The 24829-nt window shown below is 43.1% G+C and carries 24 protein-coding genes and 1 pseudogene; 21 read left to right on the forward strand and 4 right to left on the reverse strand.

Features of this window, described 5'->3' with window-relative positions; all coding sequences use genetic code 11:
• The first annotated feature begins 99 nt into the window (after positions 1–99).
• The 4 genes from CFH81_02360 (at position 100) to CFH81_02375 (ending at position 3003) form a co-directional block, all read left to right on the forward strand.
• Positions 100–945, forward strand: coding sequence for a bifunctional methylenetetrahydrofolate dehydrogenase/methenyltetrahydrofolate cyclohydrolase FolD (locus tag CFH81_02360; protein DAB41162.1), 846 nt, complete (start codon positions 100–102; stop codon positions 943–945).
• A complete protein-coding gene (lepB, locus tag CFH81_02365) occupies positions 946–1917 on the forward strand; it encodes a signal peptidase I (GenBank protein DAB41163.1) in 972 nt (323 codons plus the stop codon).
• A gap of 11 nt (positions 1918–1928) precedes the next feature.
• Entirely contained in the window at positions 1929–2387 is a 459-nt protein-coding gene (rpiB, locus tag CFH81_02370; GenBank protein ID DAB41164.1) for a ribose 5-phosphate isomerase B, read from the forward strand.
• A 70-nt stretch (positions 2388–2457) separates the two neighbouring features.
• The gene (locus CFH81_02375) at positions 2458–3003 is read left to right on the forward strand and encodes an adenine phosphoribosyltransferase (GenBank protein DAB41165.1); all 546 of its coding nucleotides are present in this window, start codon (positions 2458–2460) and stop codon (positions 3001–3003) included.
• Positions 3004–3063: 60 nt separating this feature from the next.
• Here the strand turns inward: CFH81_02375 and CFH81_02380 are convergent, their stop codons facing one another.
• Complete coding sequence (locus tag CFH81_02380) at positions 3064–3750, reverse strand: hypothetical protein (protein ID DAB41166.1); 687 nt, start codon at positions 3748–3750, stop codon at positions 3064–3066.
• Positions 3751–3767: 17 nt separating this feature from the next.
• Between CFH81_02380 and CFH81_02385 the strand changes: the two genes are divergently transcribed.
• From CFH81_02385 to CFH81_02435, 11 genes are all read left to right on the forward strand, one after another.
• Complete coding sequence (locus CFH81_02385) at positions 3768–5147, forward strand: sodium:proton antiporter (GenBank protein DAB41419.1); 1380 nt, start codon at positions 3768–3770, stop codon at positions 5145–5147.
• 88 nt (positions 5148–5235) lie between these two features.
• Complete coding sequence (locus tag CFH81_02390) at positions 5236–6282, forward strand: lipid-A-disaccharide synthase (protein ID DAB41167.1); 1047 nt, start codon at positions 5236–5238, stop codon at positions 6280–6282.
• A gap of 60 nt (positions 6283–6342) precedes the next feature.
• Positions 6343–7419, forward strand: a complete 1077-nt coding sequence (locus CFH81_02395; GenBank protein ID DAB41168.1) for a diacylglucosamine hydrolase like protein — start codon at positions 6343–6345, stop codon at positions 7417–7419.
• Positions 7420–7500: 81 nt separating this feature from the next.
• Complete coding sequence (gene fabZ / locus CFH81_02400; protein DAB41169.1) at positions 7501–7950, forward strand: 3-hydroxyacyl-[acyl-carrier-protein] dehydratase FabZ; 450 nt, start codon at positions 7501–7503, stop codon at positions 7948–7950.
• 21 nt (positions 7951–7971) lie between these two features.
• A complete protein-coding gene (locus tag CFH81_02405; GenBank protein ID DAB41170.1) occupies positions 7972–8781 on the forward strand; it encodes an acyl-[acyl-carrier-protein]--UDP-N-acetylglucosamine O-acyltransferase in 810 nt (269 codons plus the stop codon).
• A complete protein-coding gene (locus CFH81_02410; protein ID DAB41171.1) occupies positions 8762–9982 on the forward strand; it encodes an ATP-dependent Clp protease ATP-binding subunit ClpX in 1221 nt (406 codons plus the stop codon). The genes CFH81_02405 and CFH81_02410 overlap by 20 nt, the downstream gene beginning before the upstream one ends.
• Positions 9983–10017: 35 nt before the next feature.
• On the forward strand, positions 10018–11052 hold the full coding sequence (locus CFH81_02415) for a rod shape-determining protein (protein DAB41172.1): 1035 nt from the start codon (positions 10018–10020) through the stop codon (positions 11050–11052).
• On the forward strand, positions 11042–12103 hold the full coding sequence (locus CFH81_02420; protein DAB41173.1) for a rod shape-determining protein MreC: 1062 nt from the start codon (positions 11042–11044) through the stop codon (positions 12101–12103). The genes CFH81_02415 and CFH81_02420 overlap by 11 nt, the downstream gene beginning before the upstream one ends.
• 89 nt (positions 12104–12192) lie before the next feature.
• Positions 12193–15453 carry a carbamoyl phosphate synthase large subunit gene (gene carB, locus CFH81_02425; GenBank protein ID DAB41174.1) on the forward strand — a complete coding sequence of 1087 codons (3261 nt, stop codon included), beginning with the start codon at positions 12193–12195 and terminating at the stop codon, positions 15451–15453.
• 15 nt (positions 15454–15468) lie between these two features.
• A complete protein-coding gene (locus CFH81_02430; GenBank protein DAB41175.1) occupies positions 15469–15915 on the forward strand; it encodes a Sua5 YciO YrdC YwlC family protein in 447 nt (148 codons plus the stop codon).
• Positions 15915–16301 carry an HIT family protein gene (locus CFH81_02435; protein DAB41176.1) on the forward strand — a complete coding sequence of 129 codons (387 nt, stop codon included), beginning with the start codon at positions 15915–15917 and terminating at the stop codon, positions 16299–16301. The genes CFH81_02430 and CFH81_02435 overlap by 1 nt, the downstream gene beginning before the upstream one ends.
• Before the next feature lie 445 nt (positions 16302–16746).
• On the opposite strand, the gene CFH81_02440 is transcribed toward CFH81_02435, so the two are convergent.
• The gene (locus tag CFH81_02440) at positions 16747–18093 is read right to left on the reverse strand and encodes a peptidase M41 (protein ID DAB41177.1); all 1347 of its coding nucleotides are present in this window, start codon (positions 18091–18093) and stop codon (positions 16747–16749) included.
• 149 nt (positions 18094–18242) lie between these two features.
• Here CFH81_02440 and upp point away from each other — a divergent pair, with 149 nt between their 5' ends.
• On the forward strand, positions 18243–18866 hold the full coding sequence (gene upp / locus CFH81_02445; protein DAB41178.1) for a uracil phosphoribosyltransferase: 624 nt from the start codon (positions 18243–18245) through the stop codon (positions 18864–18866).
• A 19-nt stretch (positions 18867–18885) separates the two neighbouring features.
• Here the strand turns inward: upp and CFH81_02450 are convergent, their stop codons facing one another.
• The gene (locus CFH81_02450; protein DAB41179.1) at positions 18886–21396 is read right to left on the reverse strand and encodes a cation transporter; all 2511 of its coding nucleotides are present in this window, start codon (positions 21394–21396) and stop codon (positions 18886–18888) included.
• A 186-nt stretch (positions 21397–21582) separates the two neighbouring features.
• Between CFH81_02450 and CFH81_02455 the strand changes: the two genes are divergently transcribed.
• The 4 genes from CFH81_02455 to CFH81_02470 all read left to right on the forward strand — a co-directional run bounded on the left by CFH81_02455 (position 21583) and on the right by CFH81_02470 (position 23246).
• Positions 21583–22080 (forward strand): hypothetical protein, encoded by a 498-nt coding sequence (locus tag CFH81_02455; protein DAB41420.1) that lies wholly within the window; start codon positions 21583–21585, stop codon positions 22078–22080.
• A 1-nt stretch (position 22081) separates the two neighbouring features.
• Positions 22082–22282: a hypothetical protein gene (locus tag CFH81_02460; protein DAB41180.1), complete on the forward strand. Its 201-nt coding sequence runs from the start codon at positions 22082–22084 to the stop codon at positions 22280–22282.
• Positions 22279–22746 carry a DUF188 domain-containing protein gene (locus CFH81_02465; protein ID DAB41181.1) on the forward strand — a complete coding sequence of 156 codons (468 nt, stop codon included), beginning with the start codon at positions 22279–22281 and terminating at the stop codon, positions 22744–22746. Before CFH81_02460 ends, CFH81_02465 begins: the two co-directional genes overlap by 4 nt.
• A gap of 137 nt (positions 22747–22883) precedes the next feature.
• Positions 22884–23246 carry a hypothetical protein gene (locus CFH81_02470; GenBank protein DAB41421.1) on the forward strand — a complete coding sequence of 121 codons (363 nt, stop codon included), beginning with the start codon at positions 22884–22886 and terminating at the stop codon, positions 23244–23246.
• A gap of 28 nt (positions 23247–23274) precedes the next feature.
• Here the strand turns inward: CFH81_02470 and CFH81_02475 are convergent.
• A pseudogene (locus tag CFH81_02475) lies at positions 23275–23574 on the reverse strand (hypothetical protein).
• 101 nt (positions 23575–23675) lie between these two features.
• On the opposite strand from CFH81_02475, the gene CFH81_02480 reads away from it, so the two are divergent.
• Positions 23676–24815: a site-2 protease family protein gene (locus CFH81_02480; protein ID DAB41182.1), complete on the forward strand. Its 1140-nt coding sequence runs from the start codon at positions 23676–23678 to the stop codon at positions 24813–24815.
• Positions 24816–24829 lie beyond the last annotated feature (14 nt).

The following is a 24829-nucleotide window of genomic DNA, read 5'->3' on the forward strand; positions in this document are numbered from 1 at the left end:
AAACGGCAAGACAAACCATACTTTCTTCATTGCATCCTCTAAATTTTATTGCCCTAAACTATTTTTGATATAATACCCTAAAAATGTAAAGAGAGTACAATGCAACTGATTGACGGTAAAGCTTTGGCCCAAAAAGTGGAAAATTATGTGGAGACAGAGGTAGAAAAACTCAAAAAAGAAAAGAATATCGTTCCCGGACTTGCGGTTATTCTTGTGGGTGATGATCCTGCGAGTCATGCGTATGTCAAAATGAAAGCAAAGGCTTGTGAAAAAGTAGGATTCTACTCTATCACACACAGTATGCCTGAAACAATCAGCCAAGATGAGATTATTGCTACCATAGAGATGATGAATACCAATCCGCGGATTGACGGTATTTTGGTTCAGCTCCCCCTTCCTAAGCATATAGATACAACCAAAATTCTAGAAGTGATCGATCCAAAAAAAGATGTCGATGGCTTTCATGCCTACAATGTGGGCCGACTGATGACCGGATTGGACAGTTTTGTTGCCTGTACACCGCTGGGAGTCATGAAAATGTTTGAAGAGTACCAAATTGATCTTCAGGGAAAAGATGTTTGTGTTGTAGGTGCAAGCAATATCGTAGGCAAGCCCATGGCAAGCCTGCTGCTCAACGCCAATGCCACCGTAACCATCACCCATATCTACACCAAAGACCTCAAAGCACACACTTCCAAAGCGGATATAATCGTGGTTGGCGTGGGAGTACCCGGGCTTATCAAGGAAGATATGGTTAAAGAAGGTGCCGTTGTGATAGATATCGGCATTAACCGTATAGCAGACGGTTCGCTTGTTGGAGATGTCGACTTCAAACATGTTGCGCCCAAATGCTCATTTATTACTCCTGTGCCGGGCGGCGTGGGGCCAATGACAATCGCTATGCTTCTTTCCAATACTCTCAAATCAGCCAAACAAAGGTCTTAAGTGAAAAAAACTTTTTCAGCTTTTTATAGATTTTCAACATCGTGGACAGGAACGGTCATCATCGTTCTCATGCTTATCTTTTTTGTAGCACAATCGTTTGTCATTCCCAGCGGTTCGATGAAACGAACACAGCTAATAGGCGATTTTCTCTTCGCTAAAAAATTTAGTTACGGTATCCCTATTCCTCATTTGCCATGGCTAGAGATTCCTCTTTTACCCGATTTCAATAATAATGGACACCTTCTTGAAGGCCCAAGGCCGCAAAGAGAAGATATTGTTATCTTTCGTTATCCCATAAATCCAAAGATACATTACGTAAAGCGTTGTGTAGCCGTAGGAGGAGATGAACTTTTATATACCGACAAAAAGCTGATGATCCATTTTCATGAAGGCGATGCATATATAAGAGCAAACTATTCTGAGGAAAAAATTATCTCCATCAACGACAAACTATGGGTGGTGAACCCCTATATGGATAAATTTCCGGGCATCCAATATATCCCTGAAGGATTGAGTATCTTTGAAATGCTGTTGCACTATTATGCAAACAATAAAGAGATAGATATGTCGCCCGTCTATGTGCCCGAACTTGAAGCCCCTGCGTATGATGTGGGATTCAAAACAATCAATGCATTTTACAAGAAAGTTGAAGACGACCACTACTATATGATAGGCGACAATCGCGAAAACTCCAACGATAGCCGTTTTTGGGGTTCGGTACCCTACAAGCTGATCGTAGGAAAACCATGGATGATCTATATGAGCTTAGAACACCGCACCTATGAACAGGTGCTCAAAGGTGATGAATATGGCGGAGGCAGAGACCATGCCGGACTTGAACGTGTCTGTAAACATATTGATATTGCCTCAAAAGAATGTGAAGCGCTTTGGAATAATCAGCGCTATACGGTGCGCTGGGGGCGGGTAGGAAGACGCATAGAATCCCTGGAGCGGGAACAACCCATAGAATAAGAAGGAAGATCATGAAAAAATTTTACATTGCAACCGACCATGCAGGCTTTGAAATAAAAGAGTTTGTAAAAGAGTACGTGCGTTCACTGGGGCATGAGATCATAGATTTGGGGCCGGATTCTTCCCAAAGAGTCGATTATCCCGATTATGCAAAAAAATGCGCTTATGCGGTTCTGGAAGACTCCGGCAGTTTTGGAATTCTTATTTGCGGCACAGGCATAGGCATTTCTATTGCTGCCAATAAAGTACCGGGTATCCGCGCTGCTCTTTGCCATGATGCCTACACAGCACAAATGACAAGAGCACACAATGATGCAAATATCCTTTGCTTTGGCGAAAGAGTGGTAGGCAAAGGGGTTATAGAAAGTATGATCGATGCGTTTTGCCAAACGGAGTTTGAAGGCGGCAGACATACCGGACGTGTCGGGAAAATAGAAGGAAGCTGTTCTTTTGGGGCGAACCTGGGATAGACTCGGTTCCATTCGGCAACCGAGGATTCATCAAAAGCAAATATTATACTATAAAATATGAAGGAAACATATGAATACCTTAAGCGATAAAGAGAAAGATATTCTCTTAAACAGTATTCGAGATATTCCGGATTTTCCAAAACCTGGAATCATCTTTAAGGACATTACTACATTATTGGGGGATCCCGAAGCGCTGAACACACTCATGGATCATCTTACTGAGCGTTATTTGGACTATGATCTGGATTTTATTGCAGGCATTGATGCACGGGGATTCATCTTTGGTTCCATATTGGCAGACAGACTGGGTATCGGTTTTGTACCCGTACGTAAAAAAGGTAAGCTTCCCTACACAACCGTAGCAGAGAAATACTCTCTTGAATACGGTTTTGATGAGGTAGAGATACACATTGATGCGTTTAGAGGGGAAAAGGAAGCCAAAGTTCTTCTTGTGGACGACCTCATCGCCACAGGAGGAACTGCCAAAGCTGCGGTTAATCTCATCAACAAAGTGGGCGCAAAATGCGTAGAAGCCTGCTTTATTATGGAACTTGGATTTCTAAATGGGCGCGAAGGATTCGACACGCAAGTTTATTCTGTACTGCAAATCGACTAAATTGATTTTGGGTTAACACACCTAGAACCAAGATCGCCCCCCCCTCAAAAGATTTGGATCTTAAAAGTGTGGGATCATCTTTAGTATATTTTGCATCTCTTTTTTTGGAGCCTGGACCAATAGCGGATTTGCTGCAGGATCCAGCCACAAGAGAATCTCTTTGATCTGCGTTTCACCCATAACAGTACATCCGGCCGTAGGAATATCTTTGATATGGATAAAAATGCACGAACCGGCACCTTTTTTTTTCTGAGCATTGTGCGCCACCACAATACCGTATTCGTAGTAATTTTTAGGAAACTTCATCGTTTCATAACTTTGATATTCTTTTTTAATTTCACTGCTATCTACAATCTGATTATAAAACTTTGAATTCACATCATCTACACAATGGTCCGTTTCTTTGTAAACCTTGTACGGATAAGCTGTCTTTAGCGGGGCATATCCAAACCCCTGCTCCAGCCTGAAGATACCCGCAGGAGATCTTCCGTCACCTTCTTTTTTTATAGTAGCCGCATCTTTGGGTATCTTATGCAATCCAAGTCCCCATCCCATGCCGTTTCTGCCTATCTTAACATCAATGGCATCGCCTACTTTTTCCCACTGATTATGACGAAACTCATAACGTTGCAATACAGCGGCAGGCGACTCCCATGTTTGGGACGTGACCACCAAAAGCTGTTTATGCTCTGCCTTTTGCGCACAAAAAAGCAAAAGAGGGAAACAGAGTGCGACTAAAATCTTCATTGTGCTATAATCCTCCTATGGAATACGGAATTTTATCAATTATCATCCCGCTCTTGACGATCTTTTTAGCAATTATAACCAAAGATGTTGTGGTTTCACTCGTAAGCGGTATTTTTGCAGGGATGTTGGTGCTGCACAACTATAATCCTCTGGATGCATGCATTGCATTGCTTGAAGGAATCATTACGCTTTTTGCTGAAGACTGGATTACAAAGACGCTTGTTTTTATGCTTTTGGTAGGCTCTATTATCAGGCTGCTTGCACAGAGTGGCGCTATCGACAGTTTCGTAGCATACCTCGGTCAAAAAGCAAAAACCGTAGATTCCCCCAAAGGCGCGATGCTTCTGGCCTATGTTATCGGCATCGTAATCTTCATAGAATCTTCTATCACCGCTCTTGTTGCCGGCACGGTTGCCAAACCGCTATGTGACAAAAACGGCGTCAGCAGAGAAAAACTCGCTTACATTTGCGATTCAACCTCTGCCCCTGTATGTTCGCTTATTCCGCTCAATGCATGGGGTGCACTTCTTTTAGGGCTTATCATCACAGCGATAGATTCGCATGTAATTTCCGGAGACGGGATATCTTTGCTCATCGCTTCTATTCCTTACAACTTTTATTCCATTTTTACACTGCTGATTGTCTTGGCTGTAATATTTTTCAATATTAATATCGGACCCATGAAGCGGTCCGTTCCCAGGCCCTATATCCCCTATACCCCAAAAGATCAAGTTAAAGCCTCCCCCTACAAAATGCTTTTGCCGATTTTCTTCATGGTTTTGATGGTGCCCTTGGCACTGTATTTTACAGGTAAAGGCAACATTCTTAAGGGCAGCGGTTCCACCTCTGTATATTATGCTGTTATCTTTACTTTACTCTTTATCTATCTTTACTTCATCCCTGCCAAAGTACTCACTCATAAAAGTTATTTTGCAGGATTTTATCAAGGAATGGGTGAGATGTTGCCTGTAACGATTATACTGCTTTTTGCGCTTTTAATCGGCAAGGTCATCGGGGATTTAGGTACGGCACAATATCTGGCACATATACTCCAGGGCAATATTTCTCCCATGATTGTGCCAATGCTTATCTTTCTTGTAGCCGGTATCATCTCATTTTCTACAGGAACAAGCTGGGGAACCTTTTCGATCATGATGCCCATTGCGCTTGCCTTAGGTGCAACACTGCATCTTGATATTCCCGTTGTTATCGCAGCGGTTATCTCGGGCGGCATCTTTGGGGACCATGCTTCACCCATCTCTGACACAACGATCATCTCCTCTATGGCAGCAGAATGCGACCACATCTCCCATGTGCGTACACAATTGCCTTATGCTCTGATCGCGGGAACACTGGCCGGTGCGGCATTTTTGATAGCCGGGTGGCTGACAGCATGAAGCAAAATTATTTTTTCAAAAACAATAGGTTGCCCCAATACTCTGCCGGGTGGATTTTTTTATGCCTAGCCAAAAAGGAATTTGTCAAATGAAACTTTTAGTCTCAGCCCTTGAGCCTTCATCAAATCTTCATCTTAAAGAAGTACTTAAACACATGCAGGATGTAGAACTGATCGGAATTTTTGATAAGAGCATCAAGCAAGGAACTCCGCTTTATGACATCAGCGAAATGGCGGTCATGGGGGTAGTTGATGCTTTAAAAAAACTGCGCTGGTTTTTTAAAGTTGCCGATGAGATGGTAGAGCTCGCTTCAGAAGCGGACAAAGTCCTTTTGATGGACTCCTCAGGCTTCAACCTCCCTTTGGCCAAAAAATTAAAAGAAGCCTATCCTCAAAAAGAGATCATCTACTACATTCTGCCTCAAGTATGGGCCAGCCGTCGAAAACGGGTTAAAAAACTTGAAACCTATTGTGATCGATTGCTTGGTATCCTGCCTTTCGAAATCAGCTGCTACACCAAAGGCAAAGCGCATTACGTAGGACATCCTTTGCTTGATGAGATCAAAACAGAAAGAAATCCTAATGAGGCTAAAGGCCACATCGCTTTCCTTCCGGGAAGCCGCAGAAGCGAGATAAGCCGTCTGATGCCTATTTTTTTGGAACTTAGACGCAAATTGGGCAATGCTATCCATCCCCTGCTGGTCATTCCTCCACACTTCAGCGAACAAAAAATAGCCAAACTTTACGCAGGCAGCCAAGAGTTTGAAATCATACGCGATACGCATGAAGCGCTTAAGCGTTCAGAGTTTGCCTTTATCTGTTCGGGCACCGCAACACTCGAAGCCGCTCTCATTGGCACTCCTTTCACTCTGGCATACATTGCTAAAAAAATAGATTTTTTCATAGGCACAAAACTATTGGGCATCAAACAGGTAGGACTTGCCAATATCATTCTGACGCACCATAACAATACCGCCTTACACAACGAGTTGCTCCAAGAGAATGTAACCGTTGACAATCTGCTCAAAGAGTATTACAATACCGACCGAAACATATTCGCAAAGAAAGCACAAGAACTTAGAGCATATCTCTCGCACGGCAGCAGCCAAAATGTGGCAAAAATCATTATGGAGTAAACCAATGAGCCTTTCACTCTTCACTCTTCACTCTTCATCGCGTCCCTGCAAAGGACGACGATGTTAGTACATATCTGCTGCGCGGTAGACAGCCATTTTTTTTTACAAAAGCTTCAAGCAGAATATCCGCAAGAAAAACTTATAGGTTTTTTTTATGATCCAAACATTCATCCTTACAGCGAGTACCGTCTAAGACTTTTGGATGTAACGCGCAGTTGCAAAATGCTGGGTATTGAACTGATAGAGGGGCCTTATGATATCGAGGATTGGCTCGAGACAGTCAGAGGACTAGAGCATGAACCTGAAAAAGGAGCACGCTGCTCTGTCTGTTTTGACAAACGCTTTGATGTTTCTGCACAAAAGGCCAAAGAACTTGGAGAAAAAACCTTTACCTCCACCTTGCTTACCAGCCCAAAAAAATCGCTAAAACAGCTCAAGCAAGCCGGAGATGCTTTGGCTCAGCGCGAAGGTATCACTTTTGCGGCACCCGATTACCGTAAAGCTTCGGGGACACAAGAACAAAATATCATGGCAAAAGAAGACGCCCTTTATCGTCAAGATTATTGCGGATGCATCTATGGACTCACCATGCAAAGGGATCAACAAAATAAACTTGCAGATGAACTTTTTTCGCCGATTTCAAATCAAATACAGCCAGAATCCATAGAAGCCCGTATTGCTCTTTATGAAAAACGATGGGATCTTGAAAAAAATAAAATTCCCCACAAGATTATAAAAGAGCGTTTTTTAAATTGGAGGCTGCTCAGCGGCCTATTGCGTGTACGCAAAGAAATTCTTCCTGCACATTTTTTACCCTATTCTACGCTCAAAAGCCAATTTACTCGAGGAAAAATAGAATACGCTATTGATAACGTGCATCATATGAGTCGCGATGAAGTGCGTTTTATTACGCTTCAAACTTATAATGATCTGGCATCCGCACACTATTCCACTGTCAAAGAGCTTATTTTCAATCCACCGTCTTTTGAAGAGGAGGTAATCCTCAGAAGCCGCATTACACATACTCCTTTTGATCTGGGACTCATCCTTGTTGTAGATAAAATACCAAGCAGCAAAATTGAAATTTTATGCGAGAGCAAAACATATAGCGATGTGAAAGAAAATCTCATAACATAGAGTATCTGCCTGTTGGTACTCTTATAAGATTTTTAGCAAAGATTAGATAAAATTATTGTAAATTTTCCACAAAGGTTTCACTTGCTTTATAATGTAATTGATATTCAAAAGATCTTGCCTCATAGATATCCGTTTTTGCTGGTTGATAGAATTATTTCGTTGAAAGAAGGGGAATATATCGAAGGATATAAAAATATTTCCATTTCTGAACCCGTATTTCAGGGACATTTTCCCGACCACCCTATCTACCCCGGTGTAATGATTATAGAAGGCATGGCGCAGACAGGCGGTGTATTGGCATTTAAAAGCATGGATACAAACAGTCAAGAAGAGATTGAAAATAAAGTTGTTTATTTTATGAGTATTGATAAAGCAAAATTTCGTTCGCCTGTGACACCCGGAGATCAGCTTGTTTATAAAATCAAAGTGATTAAACACAAAGGTGCAGTTTGGCAACTTGATGCGTTGGCTTATGTGGACGATAAGATCGTCGCACAAGCAGAACTTAAAGCCATGATTGTTGACAAATAATCATATAAATTGAGGTTAGCCATGTCTATTCATCCAAGTGCCATTATCCAAGCCGGTGCCAAAATAGGAAAAGAGGTTACAGTCGGTCCGTTTGCCTACATTGGGGCCGGAGTATCTATAGGCGATGGTACTTCCGTAGGGTCCCATACTGTGATTGAGGGGGATACAAGCATTGGCAAAAATAACCGTATTTTTTCTCATGCTGCCATAGGAACTATTCCCCAAGACCTAAAATATGCCGGAGAAAAAGTACAGCTTGTGATCGGTGACAACAACATCATAAGAGAATTTACCCTCATTAATCCCGGAACCAAAGGCGGGGGCTCAGTGACAAAAATAGGAAATAATAATCTTCTGATGGGATATGTCCATTTGGGTCATGATGTAATCATGGGAAACCACTGCATCCTTGCCAACGGTGCCACTCTTGCCGGCCATGTTGAGCTGGGCGATCATGTTGTAATCGGAGGACTTACTCCTGTTCATCAGTTTGTCCATATAGGGGATTATGCCATGATAGGCGGCGCGAGTGCTTTGGCGCAAGATATTCCTCCTTTTTGTTTAGCCGAAGGAAATCGTGCGGGATTACGCGGTTTAAACCTTACGGGATTAAGAAGAAAACTTCAAAGAGAAGATATAGATGCGCTGAAAATTGCCTATCGCGAACTGTTTGAACAGGGAAATCCGCTGCAAGAAGTCGCACAAAAGCTGCTTGAAGAGAATGAGTCTGAGCAAGTAAAGAAAATGTGTAAATTTATTATTGCCTCCAAGCGGGGCATTCCTTTTACACGTAAAGAAAAAAGGAAAGAAAATGTCGATGAAAAAATGTAGCTTTTGCCATAGCACCGAGAGCGAAGAAAATCCCCTTATTGCCGGCGAAAGCGCCTATATTTGTTCCAACTGTGTAATATCTGCCTACAAGATTCTCTTCGGCGAAGAAGAGCAAGAAGAGCATCAAATCGATTTTGAAAATCAAATACTTTATACGCCAAAAGAGATCAATGCTCTGCTCAATGACTATGTAATAGGTCAGGAAAATGCAAAAAAGACACTTGCCGTAGCTGTCTACAATCACTATAAACGTATTTTTAAAGATATACTTACTGATGATACGCAGATTTCCAAATCAAACGTACTGCTCATCGGTCCTACAGGCTCCGGAAAAACGCTATTGGCTCAAACGATTGCAAAATTTCTTAATGTACCTATCGCTATTGCAGATGCAACCAACCTTACTGAAGCAGGATATGTCGGCGAAGATGTCGAGAACATTCTTACCAAACTCTTCATGGCAGCAGATGGCGATGTGGAACGTGCAGAGAGAGGCATTGTTTTTATAGATGAAATCGATAAAATCGCCAGAATGGGCGAAAATAGATCAATTACACGCGATGTTTCCGGCGAAGGCGTACAGCAGGCACTTCTTAAGCTGATCGAGGGTTCTGTAGTCAACATTCCTCCAAAAGGCGGCAGAAAACACCCCAACCAAGATTTTATTCAGATAGATACCTCCAATATTCTTTTTATTTGCGGCGGTGCATTTGACGGATTAAACGATATCATCAAAAGAAGACTTGGAAGCAATACGCTTGGTTTTGGACAAGAAAAACGCAGCAAGAAAGAAGAAGAAAACCTTCTTCATCTGGTTGAGTCTGACGACCTTGTTTCTTTTGGGCTTATCCCTGAACTTATCGGCCGTCTTCATGTGTTTGCTACACTTGGAGCCATCACAAAAGAGGAGATGGTGCGCATTTTGGTTGAACCAAAAAATTCACTCATCAGGCAATACCAAAAACTTTTTGAAATTGACGGTGTAGAGCTCAATTTTGAAACAGAGTCGCTATCGCTCATTGCACAAAAAGCCATAGACAGAAAAACCGGCGCAAGAGGCTTGCGGTCTATCTTGGAAGAAATTTTACTTGATATTATGTATGAATTGCCCGAACTCTCAGGATACGAAGTTGTGATTACAGAAGATGTAGTCAAAACAGGGGCAAAACCTTTGTATATTAAAAAGAAAAAGACGGCATAATAAAATGTTGACCGTCTCTCATAAAGGATAAATAAATGTTTAAAAAATTATTGGGCATGTTCTCTAATGACTTAGCCATCGATCTAGGAACAGCAAACACCCTTGTATTGGTAAAAGGTGAAGGGATTGTAATCAATGAACCTTCTGTTGTTGCCATCCAATTTGACAAACAGGGGCATCAACGCATTCTTGCAGTAGGGCAAGAAGCTAAAGAAATGGTAGGGAAAACCCCCGGCAATATCAGAGCTGTCCGCCCTATGAAAGACGGTGTCATTGCAGATTTTGAAGTAACAGAAATGATGATTCGTTATTTTATAGAAAAGGCACACAAAAGAAAAAGCTTTTTCAGCCCGCGCATCATCATCAGTGTGCCTTACGGATTAACGCAAGTAGAAAGACGTGCTGTTAAAGATTCCGCGGAACATGCCGGGGCTCGTTATGTCTATCTTATTGAAGAACCTATGGCAGCCGCTATAGGAGCAGGACTTCCCGTTAAAGACCCCAACGGCAATCTCATTGTTGACATCGGCGGCGGGACAACTGAGATTGGTGTAACTTCCTTGGGCGGACTTGTACTTAGCAAATCCATCCGTGTCGCCGGAGACAAAATTGATCAGGCTATCGTAGATTACTGCAGAAGAAATTTCAACCTTCTTATTGGTGACAGAGTTGCAGAAGAACTCAAAATCAAAATCGGTACCGCTATCCCCCTCGAAGAAGAGTTAACCACTGTTGTAAGAGGAAGAGATCAAATAGAAGGCAGCCTAACCTCTATTGAGATTACCAGCGAACATATCCGTTCAGCCATGAAAGATTCACTGGAGGAAATTGCCGATGCGCTGGTGGCTGTTCTTGAAGAAATGCCGCCCGAACTAGCCGGAGATATCGTAGAAAACGGTATTGTACTTTCAGGAGGCGGCGCACTCATCAGAGGTTTAGACAAATACCTTTCAGATATTATCAAGCTTCCTGTGTATGTTGCAGAAGAACCCCTTCTTGCCGTAGCCAAAGGTACAGGTAAGGCACTGGATGAAATAGATCTGCTACAACAAACGGCATATGAAGACTAGAATCGTTATCATTGTCATCCTGCTTTTGGTTTTAACCATACTTTTGACAAGAAATGATGAGCGTATTACCAATACGCTTTTGGGTGTCATCAACCCCATTAAGCAAAACTATCAACATTTCACACAAAATTTAGAAGATAAAAGCCAAAGCTATCTCTTTCAAAAAGAGTCCATTGAGAAACTCAATAAAGAAAATCTTATTCTGCGCCAACGTCTTTTGGAACAAACCCACTATATCAAGCAAGTCAAAGATATCTATAACATATTGCCCCAGCTTAGTAAGATACCTGCTCGCAACATCTCTATCACCGATACCATCTCTTATGTAAAACTTAACAGTTTTTCACAAATTATTCTCACCAAACCCAGAGGCTTAAAAGAAGGCAAACTCTATGGTCTGATACAAAATAATGTCGTTGCGGGTACTGCGCAAGTGCATAACCATCAACTTTATGGCTACTTAACTTCTGATGAAATGTGCCGCTTTGCTGTTTTTATAGGCAAAGACAAGGCTCCGGGTATTGCTATAGGGTTCAAAGAAAATGAAATGCTAGTCAAATTTATCCCCAAATGGCATAAGATAAAAAAGGGGGACTTTGTGGTCACCAACGGGCTGGATGATATATTTTTCAGCGATATTCCGGTAGGCATCGTGACCGAAATCGAGGTTCAAAGCTCTTACAAGGTGGCTCGCATCAAAACCTATAGTGATATTTTTCATCCCAAAACATTTTTTTTAATCAATGATGCAAAAACAACACTTGCGCAAGGATTTGATGCCAATACTACCCGTTTAGCCGTACAATACTCTACGTCTATGGATTTAAAAAAGGAACAGAATCAAACAGCAATAATGCAAGACAATAACCAAACAATGCCTACTGTTTCGAGCATACCAAGCCGCATTGACCAAACACAGGAGAATGTAATTGAACCGGAAATTCCTTTAGAAAAAATCGAAGCGGTTAAACCAAAAACCCCACAAACCACCGTCAAAGAAAAACCTAAAAATAAAAATCTGCAAAACAGCAACAGTTTGGACCTTTTTTAATATCTATTTTCTTTATAAAAACCCTTTTTAAGGGCTTTTTATATCTCTTAAGTGTATAATTTTTAACTAAAAATCAAGGGTATTTCTCCATGCCAAAACGCGAAGACATCAAAACTATTTTACTTATCGGATCAGGACCTATCGTCATCGGACAAGCTTGTGAATTTGACTACTCAGGAACTCAAGCAGCAAAAACACTCAAAGAGTTGGGCTATCGGGTTGTACTTATCAATTCCAATCCGGCAACCATCATGACTGATCCTGAATTTGCGCATCGCACTTATATCGAACCTATTACCGAAGAAGTGATTGCCAAAATTATCAAAAAAGAAAATGTTGATGCCATCTTGCCTACTATGGGCGGACAAACAGCGCTCAATGTTGCGATGAGCATGCATGACAAAAAAATGCTCGAAGGCATTGAATTTCTTGGAGCAAATCCTGCAGCCATCAAAAAAGGCGAAGACAGACAAGCATTTAAAGAGGCGATGATCAAGATTGGTATGGATCTCCCTGTGTCACAATATGCTTATTCGATGGATGAAGCTTTAGATGCAGCCAAGAATATCGGATTCCCTCTTATTATTCGCGCCTCTTATACACTTGCCGGCGGCGGATCAGGGGTAGCTTATAACATGGACGAATTTAAACAGATTGTTAAAGGCGGTCTTGAGGCCAGCCCTATCTCTGAAATCCTTATCGAAGAGTCTCTTTTGGGATGGAAAGAATATGAAATGGAAGTCATTCGGGACAAAGAAGATAACTGTATTATCGTCTGTTCTATTGAAAACTTTGACCCCATGGGTGTACATACCGGAGACAGTATCACTATCGCTCCGGCACTTACTCTGACCGACAAAGAATATCAGCACATGAGAGATGCCTCGTTTAAAATTTTACGTGAAGTCGGCGTAGATACGGGCGGATCAAACGTTCAATTCTCCATCAATCCTGAAACAGGCCGCATGATCGTTATTGAGATGAATCCCAGAGTCAGCCGCTCTTCGGCACTTGCCTCTAAAGCAACGGGATATCCTATCGCCAAGGTTGCTACATTGCTGGCAGTAGGCTTTACGCTTGACGAAATCACCAATGACATTACCGGAACACCTGCGAGCTTTGAGCCGGTGATTGACTATATTGTCACCAAGCTTCCGAGATTTACCTTTGAAAAATTCCCGCTGGCTGACTCTACGCTTACCACAGCAATGAAATCTGTCGGAGAAGTCATGAGCATAGGCCGCACCTTTAAAGAATCATTTCAAAAAGCACTCTGCTCGCTTGAAACAGGACTGGTCGGATTTAATAGCGTTAAGTGCGATCAGGAAGAACTTGTTAAAGAGATCAGACGTCCAAACCAAAGCCGAATGCTTTATGCTTATGAAGGATTTAGACGGGGCATGTCCGTAGAAGCTATCTATGATTTATGCAAAATAGACAAATGGTTTCTTTACCAATTTGAAGAGCTTTCTCAAAGAGAGAAAACGATGGATATCGCTCTGCTTTCAGACGAAACAAGACTAAGAGAAGTCAAATCCGAAGGTTTTTCGGATGCCATGATAGCGCTGATCATCAATAAAAACGAAGGGCTTACTCTTAGTGAAAACGATATCTACAATGCAAGAGAAAAACTCGGTGTACGTCTTGAGTACAATGAAGTAGACACCTGTGCTGCCGAGTTTAAAGCATTGACACCCTATCTTTACTCTACAACAAACATCACTAAACTGCCCCAGCAGCCTGTGACCGCGTCCAAAGACAAAAAAGTATTGGTAATAGGCGGCGGACCTAACCGTATCGGACAAGGGATAGAGTTTGACTACTGCTGTGTGCATGCCGCTTTTGCTTTGGAAGATATGGGTATCAAGTCTATCATGTACAACTGCAACCCCGAGACTGTTTCTACCGATTACGACACTTCAGATGTCCTCTATTTTGAACCTATCGACTTTGAACATGTCAGAAATGTGATTGAAGTCGAAAAGCCAGATGGCGTGATCGTGCACTTTGGCGGACAGACACCTCTTAAGTTGGCAAAAAATCTTACCGCTATCGGCGCAAAAATTTCCGGTACTTCAGCCAAAGTAATCGATCTTGCGGAAGACAGAGAGCAATTTTCTACCTTTATAAGAGAGTTGGGACTCAAGCAGCCTGATAACGGTACGGCATTTGCCAAAGATGAAGCGATGGCGATCGCCAACCGTATCGGATATCCTGTGCTTGTGCGCCCGAGTTTTGTGCTTGGCGGACGCGGTATGCGTACGGTATATAATGATGCAGAATTGAGAGAATATATGGATGAAGCGGTAAGCGTTTCCAATGATGCTCCTGTACTCATTGACAAATTCCTCGATAATGCGATCGAACTTGATGTGGATGCAATTTGTGATGGAGCCGATGTCTATATCGGTTCGGTGATGCAGCACATCGAAGAAGCGGGGATTCATTCGGGAGACAGTGCATGTTCACTTCCTCCAATCTCCATCTCTGCTGAATTGCTTGACGAAGTAAAAGATCAGACCGCCCAGATCGCACTTGGACTTGGAGTCATAGGACTTCTCAATATCCAATATGCTATTCACAAAGGAGAGATCTATCTTATCGAGGTTAATCCAAGAGCCTCAAGAACCGTTCCCTTTGTCTCAAAAGCAACAGGTGTTCCTCTGGCAAAAGTAGCTACCAGAGTCATGGTGCAAGGCGATCTTAAAGAGGCGCTCAAATACTATGATACTTTCAAGGTGGTAAACTTTGACAAAAAGATCATGGAGCCCAATCTTAAAAACCATGTAGCCGTCAAAGAGGCTGTTTTCCCGTTTAACAAGCTTCCGGGTTCAGATCTTATCTTGGGGCCTGAAATGAAATCCACAGGGGAAGTCATGGGGATTTCGGATAACTTTGGCATGAGTTTTGCCAAAAGTCAGTTTGCAAGCAAAAACAATATCCCCCTTAGCGGCAAACTTTTTATCTCTTTGACAGAGAACGATAAACCTTATGCGGGTGAGATCGGCAAAATGTTTGTGGATTTAGGGTTTGAAATCGTTGCAACGTCCGGAACCCATACCGCACTTCAAGAAGCAGGCATTGCTTCAAGCAAAGTCTTTAAAATTTCAGAAGGCCGCCCCAATATCGATGACATGATCCGCAACCAAGAGATCGCGCTGGCCATCAATACCAGCGACAACAAAGCAAGCAAAACGGATGCAAAAACCATCCGCCAGTCAGTTCTTTCGAATCAAGTGGCTTATTTCACCACTATCGCTGCAGCGCGTGCAACCGCTGAAGCTATCAAAGAACTTAAAGAACACGGCGGAGAGCTTGAACCTAAAGCACTGCAAGACTATCTCAGTTAGGCAGGCACTGAGCAAGTGGACAATGAACAGTTTTCAAAGCTTGTCTTTCTCACACAAACCGATACGACTATCGGTTTTGTCTCACAAAATGCGGCAAAACTCGACAAAATAAAACAACGGCCTCCGCACAAGCATTATATCAAAGCCGTGCCCTCCCTTGCGGTACTCAATACCTTTGCGCGCATACCCAAAAAATACAAAAATCTCGTAAGACGCGCCAAAAAAACCACTTTTGTTCTGCCCGACGGACACTCCTACCGCGTCGTCAGGGACAAGCATCATCTCTTGCTGCTTGAAAGGCTTGGCTGGGCCTATACCACGTCAGCCAATCTTTCAAATCACCCTTATGATGAACATTTTGCCAAAGAAGCTGCCGATGTCGTCATCACTCCTCTCAATAAAAACGCAAAAGCGTCAAGCATCTATAAGCTCAATTGCCACACGCTTAAAAGGATACGATAATGCTAACTATATATGAAAACACCACAATCAAAATCGAGATTCATCCTAGCGAAATCCCATGGCTCAAGATCTTTACGCAGTATCCTTACAGAGAGATGAGTGAAGTCCCCTCGCCTATCAAAGCTGAGATCTATGAACTGCTTGATCTTATCGAAAAAGAGATGATCGCCTATTATAAACCCGACAAAATCAATATTGCCAGTTTTGGCAACTATGTTCCTCATGTGCATTGGCATATCATGGCGCGCTTTACCCGGGACAGTTATTTCCCCGAACCGATGTGGGGTGCAAAACAAAGAGAAGCCGATCTTCAGCTGCCGGATTTTGATATTTTTTGCGATCGGCTCTTGAAAACACTTTCGCGCCTAAACACAAAGACAAGATAGTAGTGCCCGCTGCCTCGCAATATACGTACCTCACCATTTAAAAGAACAGGCGATTGCTCATAGCTGCAAACAGAAGAGAACTTCTTATTCCGCCTATCATTTATGCAGCGTGATCCATTTTCTTTATATAGACACTCAATGAAATTTTGTAATCAAGGTGCTAAATGAAGTCTTTTTGTGAAGCCCGGAACACAAAGTAAATCACGATAATTTTCTAAAATGGCAACTTTCGTATAATTCACTTTTCACCTTCTATAAAATTGCACAAATCTTACGGTTTGCTTGAGTTATTTTGAAGTATAAACTGTTTTAAAAGCTACAACATTGACCCCGGTCAAGCAAACCGACTCAAAGTGTGCGGATGTGATCTATTTGTCGGCAGTATAGGACAAAAAGCGGACACAATGTGTCCGCTCTCAAACTTTTTGCTTTTTATGGAATCTGCCTACAATCCTTCGGGTATCTTGTGGACGGCCTTTTTTTTGCCGATGATTTTTGAGAGTTCATCGCCTTCTACGATCTCCTGTTCGACCAGCTTCAATGCCAGTGTTTCGATCTTGTCCCAATACGTCTCGACCAGTTTTTCCGTATGGGTTTTGGCCATATCTATCCAGTACAAAAATCTTTTTTCGATCTGCTGGCTTAAAAAGTAGCTGTCTAGGCCGGCGATGGATTCGATGTTGATAAACCCGAGTTCTTTGTCCATCCCCAAACTGGAAATGGCCGCATACACCTGCAGGGATGCCTGGGAAAGATCATTGATCGCGCCGCTGTCCATGTGTTCGTTGCCGGCTTTTTTGATCTTGGCTACGCGCCCTGCGAGCAACACGCACACATCGTGAAACAGCTCTTCTTTGGTGACGTTTGAGAGCTGGTCTTCGGCATTATAGGAGACAAAGCCGAGCATTTTGCTTCGAGGCGAGATAGTCACCTGTTCGATCTTGATGTGCGGCAGCAGTATCGAAGAAAGCACGGCATGGGCCGCCTCATGGTAGGCGGTCATCCTGAGCTCTTCTTCGAAGTTTTTTACCATTGCCTTTTCGACTTTGTGTCCGTACTTGATGATATTGATCTGCTCTATAAGTATCTCTTCGGTGATGAGTTCTTTTTCTTCTTCGATGGCATTGAGCGCCGCCATGCGCCCCAGCCTCTCAAGCTCCATGGCGCTCATACCCGCGATATAGCGCACAATACGTTCGGTGTTGATGGCGGGGTCATGGGGTTTTTGCATGATCCGTTCGATGAAATACCTTCTTGCATCCTTATCAAGGTTGGACACCTCAAGCAAAAAATCAAGCTTTTGGGGAGCCGTAAGAACCGGATCGACCCCTTCAAGCGTCTCTGCCGTAGCGATGGTAAACACCATCGCATCAATCCCTTCAAGCACTTTGGCGATATCGGGAAACGCGACATTGGTGATGGCTCCCTGCATCACCCCTTTGATATCGATATCCTCAAGGATCACGATACAAGGTGCATGCTTTTTGGCATTTTCATAGACTTCTTTGATATAAACAAGGTCAAACAGCCGTGATCCGGATATCTCATAATAAGACATGCCGGCCTCTTTTGCAAATGCTTTTGCCAGCATGCTTTTCCCTACGCTTGCAGGACCGTACAGCAGCAGCCCTTTGGGAGGCGGCGTGTCAAAACGTTCTAATGTTTGAGGATTTTTTACTATTCGGATAATTGCCTTGAGGCGTTTTTTGATCTGCTTGTGTCCCACGACATCATCAAATCCTATCTTGGATTTGTGAAGTTTGGGAGTTTCTTTTTCTTTTTTCGTTGCCATGGTTTTACCTTTTGCGATTCTATGCTTTGATTATATCATTTTCTTCAAAAGAGCATAAAGACCGATATGTCCTTGTTTTTTTGTTTTTGGCTGAATCAAACCATGTTTGGATATAATTAAAAAATAAAGTTAACAAAAAAAGGGACAGCATGATCCATGAACTTACTAATATTGTTGCAAAAAATCTGCTTAACCACTTACGTGAAACCAAAACAGATGCGCTTTGCTTTCGCCATATCGTTCAGGAGTTGGCACGATTTTTGGCCTATGAGGCGCTCAGCGCACAAAAACCGCAATCTTGTCCCATAAAAACCTGGCAGGGGGATTTTTCTTTTGACTTTCTCAAAGAAGAAGAGTTGGTCTTTGTAGCTATTTTGCGCGCGGGTTTGCCGATGATCGAAGCACTCACGGCGCTGTTTCCGCAAGCGCAGGCAGGATTTTTGGCGATGAAACGCGACGAAAAAACCCATCAAAGCGTACTCTACTATGACCGTATCCCTCCGTGCGAAGGCAAAACGGTGATCATCGTCGATCCGATGGTTGCCACAGGCGGATCGCTCAGCGATGCTGTTGCGCTTATCAAGACTAAAATGCCCAAGAATATTATCTCTCTCAACCTCATCGGCTCACCCGAAGGTTTGGCCGTGGTAGAGCAAAAGCATCCCGACATCGCACTCTATATCGCGCAGATAGACGAGAAACTGAACGACCAAATGTTTATCATCCCCGGGCTGGGAGATGCCGGAGACAGAGCCTATAACACCCCTCAATAAAATTTCAAAACAGAGTATCTTAGCGGTTTCTTGCAAGATACTCGATCCACTGCCGTATCTCGATCATGCCAAACACCCACAACGCCAAAAGCCCGATCATACTCAAGGATTGCGCATCAAGCGGTACGGTATGAAAAACATCCGAAAATAGATAAATCGCTGAAAGCTGAAGCGCCAATCCCGCACCTATACCGTAAAACATGTAAGGGTTGATCTGCAGGGATTTTTTGATGTTTTTCAAAAAAGGTTCATTCTCCTTGACCGATTGCAGCCCGTTCATCCATGTCACGATAACAAATCCGGTAAAAAGTGTAGAGATCGCACGCTCCGTACTCGTATGTTCAAGCATCCACACATACAAAAAAAGCGTACCCGCACTAATAACCAGCGCTGCATAGAGTATGCGAAAGATTTGAACCTTGTCCAAAAACTGTTCTTGCAGCTTTGTAGGGGGCCTGCGCATGACATCTTCTTCCTCCCGCAAAAAAGGAAAGGTCTTATCCAGCGCACTGTCTGAAACAAGATTGATCCACAAAATCTGCACCGGATAAAGCGGCAGCGGAAGTCCCATCAAAATAGCGCCCGTGATGACCATCACCTCATCAAGGCTTGTCGACACAAGAAAATAGATTGATTTTCTGATATTGGCTGCGATCGTCCGTCCCTGTTTGATCGCATCAACGATGATGGAAAGATTGTTGTCCGCAAGCACCATTTTTGCCATAGATTTTGCCGCATCCGTGCCGCTTCCCATCGCAATCCCAAGATCAGCAGCTTTTAAGGCCGGCACGTCATTGGCGCCGTCTCCCGTCACAGCAACGATTTCATCTTGCTGCTGAAGCATTTTGACAATGCGGTACTTGTGTTCGGGAAGCACCCTTGACCACACTGCCACTTTGGACAAAACGGCAAGCAATTTTTCATCGTCCATCTCATCAAGCTCTTTGCCCGTGACCGTCAGATCCCCTTCCTGACAAATATCGACGGATTTTGCTACGGCTGTGGCAGTAAGCGGATTATCTCCGGTAATCATCATTACTTTAAGCCCGGCTTTTCTTGCCGTCTGAACCGCTTGCAATACTCCCTTTTTCGGAGGGTCCAAAAAACCTACCAGCCCTACGATCCTAATTTGCCACTCTTCCACCTCTTGTGTGGTGTATTCTCCCATACCCAAGGCGATAACCCTCAGCCCTTCGGATGCCATCATGTCGTGCTCATGCTGAAGCCTTTGAAAATCTTCTTTATTGAGTGCAAACTGCCTAAGTGACTCGAAGGCGCCCTTTACGAAAATCTTATGTTCAGACTCGACGATATGCGAACTTGCCATGAGACGGTATTTGGTATCAAAAGGATAGAGGTTGACACGCGGATACAAGTCCTGGATGTGGTCATACGTTTTGCCAAGCCAGTGCGCAAGCGCCACGTCCAAAGGATCCCCTTTTCCCCGGACAGATTCGTTCGCAAGGGCTGAGACGGTTTGCACAAAGGCATCGTCAAGCGAAAAAACTTTTTCGACTTTGAGCTTTCCTTCGGTGATGGTTCCGGTTTTATCTGAAGCGATCACGGTGGCACTCCCCAGAGTCTGCACCGAAGGCAAGTGCCGGATATAGACTTTTTTGAAACTCAAACTTACCGCCCCCATGGTCAGCACCAGCGTAACTACGATAGGCAGTCCCTCAGGAACAGCTGAGACCAACTCTGCAATCACCAGATAGATCACCTCAAGAGTCCCTCTGCCCTGCCAAAGCGCACCTGCAGCAGAAAGCACGATCAGTAATGAAACAACAAGCATATGTTTTTTATTGAAAGCGGCAAGCGCTTTGGTCAGAGGCGAATCAGGAGAAGCTTCTTTGGCTTGGTTTGCTATGGAAGCAAGATAGCTTTTTGGGCCGGTAAACACCGCAAACCCCTCTGCGCTTCCCCTGGTTACGGTCGTACCCGATAGCGCCATATTTTCAAGTTCATAGGGCAGTGTTTTTTCAGGAAGAAGAAGATCTGCATCTTTGTTTACCGGTACGGATTCTCCCGTGAGGATGGATTCGTCCACTACCAATCCGTTCGCTTTAAAGAGGCGCAGATCCGCCGGTACGATATCGCCCTCTTCCAATACCACCAAATCACCCGGCACAAGTTCGCAAGAAGCGATATATCTTATATGCCCTTCTCTTTTTACATGAATTTTGTTTTGGGTAAGTTTTCTGAGTGCCTCGATAGACGTCAAAGCCTTGACCTCTTGCCAAAATCCGATCAGCGTATTGACTAAAATAATGAGAATAATGACGATGCCTTCATGGATATTTTTTAAAAAGAGAGACAAGATCGCCGCAAGAATCAACACATAAACCAAAGGACTTTTAAACTGAGCAAGAAAAAGAGAAACAAGGCTCTCTTTTTTTTCCTCAATCTCGTTTGGTCCGTATAAAATAAAGTTTTTTTGTGCGGCAGTGTCACTCAGCCCTTCTTTGGAAGTCTCTAGCTTTTCTGTTAATGCCTCAATTGTTTCACAATGGGGATATCTGGGAATACTCATCATTTTTCTTTCTATAGCGGATCTATACAGTACTTTCACAGTGTAACATATTTTCCGTAAAATCATTTTTGCAATACTCCATGGGCAAAATCTGTCGATAGAAAATTTTCAAATGCACTAGACAGCCCGTATGGCGAGGATTATTCCGCTATAATAATGCAAATAAAAAAAGAAGGGAAAGTCATTATGTGCGACTTTAACAGCCTAGATGAGGCACAAAAACAAATTTATCACGAAAAACTTTTACATTGTGCCAATGCATTTGGAGGCAAAAATTTTTTCTTGCAGCTTCTTGAAGCCATCCGTGAAACAAAGCCGCATCCTCTTGTAGCAAAAAATAGTGAGTTTTCCTTCTCTCTTGGCAGCGTCAAGTGGAACAAGGTCATCTTCAATGATAAGCTCCAACTTCTTCTCAAAGCACGCTTGGGAGAAAGTAAACGCGGCAATCTCCTTCCCGAAGAAACAGACAAAAGCTATAAAAAAGTGCTCAATCTTGTACGCACCCTCAAGCCCGTCGTTTTTATCGTTAAACCTGAACGCAAAGAAGACGGAAGCGGTTTTTTCTTTCAGCCTTTTGAAGTGATAGACGAGCATACCACGAGACTCAATCCTGTGTTTGATGCTCTTTTTTTCTGTTCGGTCGATACGGTCAGAAAAGTACTCAACTATGAGCCAAAGGCTTAAAATGCTCCTTTCAGACGGAAAAGTGCGGGCCAATATCAAATACGGACAAGAAGTGGCTGTCGTTTTAAAAGAAGATCAGGCTACGGGTCGGCTGACCTACGGTAAAGTCCAAAAAATTCTCACCAATTCTTCCGCTCATCCTCACGGCATCAAAGTGCGCTTAAATACCGGAGAAGTAGGAAGAGTGCAAGAGATACTGTGACACTCTATATAGACGGAGATGCTTTTCCCAATCTTCTCAAGCCCATCGTGCTGCGCAGTATCGAACGGCTTTCCTTGAATACCTTTGTTGTATCAAATAAACGTATCACGATAGGCAACTCAAAACATATCCGATACATCATTGTAGAACAAGGGTCCGACGAAGCAGATCATCGGATTGCAGAGAGGATAAAAGAAGGCGATCTTGTCATAACGGCCGATATCCCCCTGGCTGACCGCATTATCTCAAAAAATGCCCACGCCATAGACCATAGAGGCGAACTTTACACTATCGATAACATCAAGCAGTATTTAGCTATGCGCAACCTCACCGAAGAGATACGAAACAGCGGGGAGATGACGGGAGGCCCTAAATCTTTCAGCCAAAAAGATGCACATGCCTTTGCCAATACCTTGCACCGATTTTTGACAAAACATTGTGAAAATCAAATGATGGTAAAATAAAAAAATACAGTAAAAATCCAAAAAGGCGAAAAACAAAAATCATGAAAAAAAAATATGGCACAGCCTTGATCATATTTGTCCTGGCCATAACGGCAGGCTCTAGTGCTCCAGAAGACAGCAAAACGCTCAAAAAGACAATATCCGCCAACCAAAACAGTACCCTTGCGCCCCAAAAAGGGAGCTTGGTACGTAAAAATATTCTTGATACGCTCAGAAGTGAGATTATTCGCACACAAGGAATCAAGGTAGTGTTTGTCGTAAAACACCTTAAGGTTGCAGAAAATTGGGCCTGGATACATGCCCTCCCTCAATCACCCGACGGCATAAATCACTACGAGGATATCTCGGCTTTGCTGCATTTTCAGCATGGAAAGTGGAAAATAGCGGAACTGCCTTGCACTGAACCAGAAAATCCCGAATGCATTGACAGTCCCAACTATTTTATAGAACTCAAAAAACGTTTTCCGCATCTTCCCGATCAGATACTTCCCGAAGAATGACCGCGATTAGATGAGTTAAGAGTCGGGTTTATATCTCCTCGCACTCAAGCTCATACATATACTCACTAAAATTACGCTCCAGCATCTGCTCTATCTTCTATTTATATTGTGCTGTACGCTTGGAGTCGTGAGAAAGAAAAACAAACGCCACATCCGCCTCTTTGGCATATTCCCCGCTTAGGTCCAGCACAGAGACATTGAAAGCTTTCAGCTTCTCTTTGAGGCTGCTTAAAACACTTCTGCGTCCTTTCAGGGAAGAAACATAGGGCAGCTCCATATGAATATGGCAATGACAGATAATCATGTGCACTCCTTGCAAATAAAACATTATAGTCTTTGCAAGCTGATAAAATTTTTATGGCAAAATGGCTGCAACGGCTTGCACCATAGCGCCGCCATAAAAAAACCGCTATAATAAAATCAAAGAAAATGGGATACAAAATGCTAAAAAACAACATTACACTTTTTAAGCTGTTCGGATTTAACGTAAGGATAGACAGCAGTTGGATTATTATCCTTTTTTTGGTTACCTGGTCGCTTGCGGAGGGTTTTTTTCCTGCCCGTTTTACAGAACTTGAGGGGCAAACTTATTGGATGATGGCCATAGCGGGAGCTATAGGCCTTTTTGCATCTATCATTATTCATGAATTTTCTCATGCGTTCATTGCCAGAAAATATGGCCTCAAGATAGAAAATATAACGCTTTTTATTTTTGGCGGCGTGGCTGAAATGAAAGACGAACCGCAAAGCCCCAAAGTCGAATTTTTAATGGCGATCGCCGGACCGATAGCCAGTCTTTTACTTTCAGTTTTATTTAGCATACTTCATACGGTCGGAGGCGTTACAGGGCTGCCCATACCCGTAATCGGGGTTTTAGGATATCTTGGCACGATCAATATGCTGCTGGCCATTTTCAATATGCTTCCTGCGTTTCCGACAGACGGAGGAAGGATACTTCGCTCTTTTTTATGGTGGAAAAAGAAAGATATCCGGTGGGCAACCCAAATGGCTTCACGCATCAGCCTGTTTTTTGCTGTGAGTATTATTTTTATCGGCTTTGTCAATATGATCGCAAGCAATGTCATCGGAGGATTATGGTGGATACTGATCGGATCTTTTCTTTTTAGTGCCGCCAATGCTTCTTATCATTCTTTGCTGATAAAACAGTCCTTCAGCGGAAAATCAGTGCGCCACTTTATGAATCCCGTTCCCGTTACGGTTCCTTATGGCATTACCTTAAAAGAGCTTGTCGATACCTACCTCTCTCACTACCCGCACAAAATGTACCCCGTAACCAAAGAGGATAGCATTGTAGGAATGATCACAATTGCAGATATTAAAGCTGTTCCGCAAGAAGAGCGCACACAATATACCGCCGGTCGCGTCATGCACCCGAAAAACACAAACAATTCCGTCAGCATCGACACCGCCGTCAATGACGCCCTTGTCAAGATGAACACCACGGGGGCAAGCCGGCTGCTGGTAACCGAAAACAACAAAGCAGTAGGAATCGTCACCCTTAAAGACCTGCTTGCATTCATCACGTTAAAAATGGAATTGGAAGAATAGTAAAAATATTGGCA

Source organism: Sulfurovum sp. UBA12169, from assembly GCA_002742845.1.
Lineage (GTDB): Bacteria > Campylobacterota > Campylobacteria > Campylobacterales > Sulfurovaceae > Sulfurovum.